A 3059-nucleotide genomic window follows, 5' to 3' on the forward strand; every position below is an offset into this window, starting at 1 on the left:
ACGGCATACGAGATCTGCGCATGTCTCGTGGGCGCGGAGATGTGTATAAGAGCCAGGGGCCGTGCTTGCCATCGTTCCGCCCCTGTGCGTCCTCCGCCCGTCCGTGCCCTGCTCCTCGTGCTGCTCCTGCCCCTGACCGGCCTCGCCGGGCCGGGGTCCGCGTCCAAGAAGGCCCAGAGCCGAGCGGAGGCGGACAGCGTCCTCTCCCAGGTGGCCAACGGCGCCCCCGTGCCCGCCGCCGCGTCGCGCCTGCGCTTCCTGCGCGAGGAGGCCTACGCGGCAGAGGAGATCGGCCCCATCCTGCGCACCACCCACGAGGAGCGCACCCGCCGCAACCTGACGTCGCTGCTGGCGTCGCTGGGCGCGCGCACCGGCGAGTCCACGCTGGTGAAGCTGGCGTCGGACGGCGACAGCACCGTGCGCATGTACGCGGCGCAGGGCCTGGCCCGGCTGGGCAGCCGCAACACCGCGGCCGTCCTGCCGCTCCTCCAGGACAAGAGCAGCGGCGTGCGCCGCGAGGCCGCGCGGGCCCTGGGGGCTTCCCGGAACCCGAAGGTGGGCAAGCCGCTGATGGCCGCCGCGAAGGACGAGCAGGACCTGGAGGTCCGCGCGGCGATGCTGGAGGCCGCGGGCGCCAGCGGTGATGCCAAGCAGAAGGCCGCGCTCAAGACGTACCTGGACAGCGACTCGGAGAGCACGCGCTTCGCCGCGGCCCGGGGCCTGTGCCGGCTGGGCGCCCCGGAGGGCTTCGCCTTCGCGCAGAAGCTCCTGGGCAACACGGACAAGTTCGTGCGCCGCCAGGGGCTGGTGCTCTTCGAGGGCGTGCCGGCGAAGAAGGCCGGCCCCGTGCTGTCGCCGCTCCTGGAGGACGCGGACCGCACCCTGGCCGCCACCGCCGCGCGCGTGCTGTACCAGGGGGGCAATGCCGCGTCGCTGGACTGGCTGGTGCTCGCGTCGTGGAACGCGAAGGGTGAAGAGAAGCTCGTCTATGAGAAGGAGCTGGAGACGCTCCAGCTCGCGGACGACCGGCGCAAGGCCATCCTGCGCAAGGCCGGGGTGACGCCGTGAGCCTGTGGGGGGTGTGCGCGCTCGCGCTCTTGTCCCAGACCCCTTCGAAGGCCGCGACCCCGCCGGCGCGCGCGGTGCCCGCGTCGCTCACCGCGCCCCCGGCGGCGGCTCCCTCGACTCCGCCCGTGCGGGAGAACGGCTGGAGCGTGCTCACGCCCGAGCAGCGCGCGGCCCTCATCGCGGAGCGGGCCGAGTCCCCGCTCGCGGAGCGCCTCCTGGGCATGAGCGAGAAGTTCCTCAACACGCCCTACGTCCTGTCACCGCTGGGGGAAGGGCAGGGCGTGGACCCCGACCCCCCCTTCCGCCTGGACGCGGTGGACTGCCTCACTTTCGTGGAGGAGACGCTGGCCCTGGGCATGGCGCACGGCGAGCCCGAGGTTTCCGCGCTCCTGGAGCGGATCCGCTACGCGAGCACGCCCACCTACGAGGACCGCAACCACCTGATGGAAGCGCAGTGGCTGCCCAACAACATCAAGAAGGGCCTGCTGGTGGACGTGACGCGCAAGTACGCGAAGGCGGACACCGTCACCGTCACCAAGACGCTCACCGCGCACACCTGGCAGTCGAAGTCGTCCATGGCGCTCCAGATTCCCCGCGAGCGTCAGCCCGTGGGCACCTTCACCCTGGACATGATTCCGTTGGACAAGGTGCTGGAGCACGCGCGCGGCGTGGCCTCCGGCACCATCCTCGTCGTGATGCGCGAGGACCTGCCGCTGAAGGCCACGCGCATCACGCACCTGGGCTTCGTGGTGCAGAAGAAGAAGCGCACGTACCTGCGCCACGCGTCCAGGGGCGGCTACAACCGCGTGGTGGACGAGGACCTGGAGACGTTCCTCGCCCGCAACGCGCGCTATGACAAATGGCGGGTGACGGGCGTGAGCCTCTTCGAGGCCCGGCGCCCATCGCCCACGCTCGTGACCCAGCCAGCGGCCACGCCTGGCAGCGCGGCCGTGGGCTCGCCCTGAGCGCGAAGACGTCCCCCTAGAGGGCCGGGGGCACGCTGCTGTCCATCGCCGCCTGGCGCGCCCGCTCGTCCTCCAGCTCTTCTTCCTCCGCCGCGCGGCTGGCCTCGTCCGCGGAGGCGAGCGCCTGGACCTTCACATCCTCCAGGAGCGCGGCGGCGCGGGCCTGTTCGGTGTCCGGCACCAGCATCTCCCACCAGGGCAGCAGGTTGCCCGTGGTCAGCTCGTCCACCACGCCTGAGCGGCCGGGGCGCACGATGAGCGGGATGCGGTTCTCCTCCAGCACGTCCACGAAGACCTGGGCCGTCACGGGGTCGTCCGCGATGCCCGCCCTCACGAAGCGGCGTTGATCCAACTCATGGGGAAGGGGCAGCCCGCGCTCGCGCATCTCCTCCGCCGACACGAGCGGCGGGTGGTTGGGGCAATCCGTGCAGTCCACGACACTGTCCTGATACTCCGAGCCACACCGTGCGCAGTACCTCATGGGGCCCTCCTGGGCGATGGCTGGAATGTTAGGAACGGCTCGCGCGGATGGCAGGCGGCCCCCCGCGAGAATTTCCCTCAATGCCGGGCCGCGTCTCCCAGCTCGCCCACCATGCGGCTCAGCCGCTCCACGTCGATGGGCTTGCGCAGCACCGCGTCGCAGTATTCCGCGTTCTCCACCTGCGCGTAGCCGGACACGAGGACGACGCGGGCATTGGGTTCGCGCTCCTTTACCTGTTGCGCCAGCTCCGTGCCGTTCATTCCTGGCAGGGACTCGTCTGTCACCACGACGTCGGGGTGCGTGGCCTCGAACGCCTTCAGTCCCGCCACGCCGTCGGACGCGGTGGTGACCTCGAAGTCGTCCTCCAGGAGCTCCGCGAGGAGTTCCCGGCTGTCCCCGTCGTCCTCCACCAGCAGGACCTTGATTCGCTCGCCATCCATGCGACTAGAGCAACCCGGTGCCCCGGGGGATTCGTCCATCGCGTCCCGGGCGCGGTGACGTCCGGCTGGCTGCTTCGGGGGAGGGCAGGCGGGTGGGCTTGCGAC

Annotated in this window: 4 protein-coding genes; 2 read left to right on the forward strand and 2 right to left on the reverse strand. The window is 71.2% G+C overall.

The window, feature by feature from the left end; genetic code table 11:
- Nucleotides 1-39 precede the first annotated feature (39 nt).
- Both D7W81_RS40635 and D7W81_RS40640 read left to right on the forward strand, forming a co-directional pair.
- Nucleotides 40-1068, forward strand: a complete 1029-nt coding sequence (locus tag D7W81_RS40635) for a HEAT repeat domain-containing protein (protein WP_120560676.1) — start codon at nucleotides 40-42, stop codon at nucleotides 1066-1068.
- A complete protein-coding gene (locus D7W81_RS40640) occupies nucleotides 1065-2033 on the forward strand; it encodes an N-acetylmuramoyl-L-alanine amidase-like domain-containing protein (protein WP_120560674.1) in 969 nt (322 codons plus the stop codon). The genes D7W81_RS40635 and D7W81_RS40640 overlap by 4 nt, the downstream gene beginning before the upstream one ends.
- A 16-nt stretch (nucleotides 2034-2049) precedes the next feature.
- On the opposite strand, the gene D7W81_RS40645 is transcribed toward D7W81_RS40640, so the two are convergent.
- Both D7W81_RS40645 and D7W81_RS40650 read right to left on the reverse strand, forming a co-directional pair.
- A complete protein-coding gene (locus tag D7W81_RS40645) occupies nucleotides 2050-2514 on the reverse strand; it encodes a putative signal transducing protein (protein WP_120560675.1) in 465 nt (154 codons plus the stop codon).
- A gap of 77 nt (nucleotides 2515-2591) precedes the next feature.
- On the reverse strand, nucleotides 2592-2954 hold the full coding sequence (locus D7W81_RS40650) for a response regulator (RefSeq protein WP_120527307.1): 363 nt from the start codon (nucleotides 2952-2954) through the stop codon (nucleotides 2592-2594).
- Nucleotides 2955-3059: the final 105 nt, after the last annotated feature.

The sequence above is a fragment of the Corallococcus aberystwythensis genome (assembly GCF_003612165.1).
In the GTDB taxonomy this organism is placed as follows: Bacteria; Myxococcota; Myxococcia; order Myxococcales; family Myxococcaceae; genus Corallococcus; species Corallococcus aberystwythensis.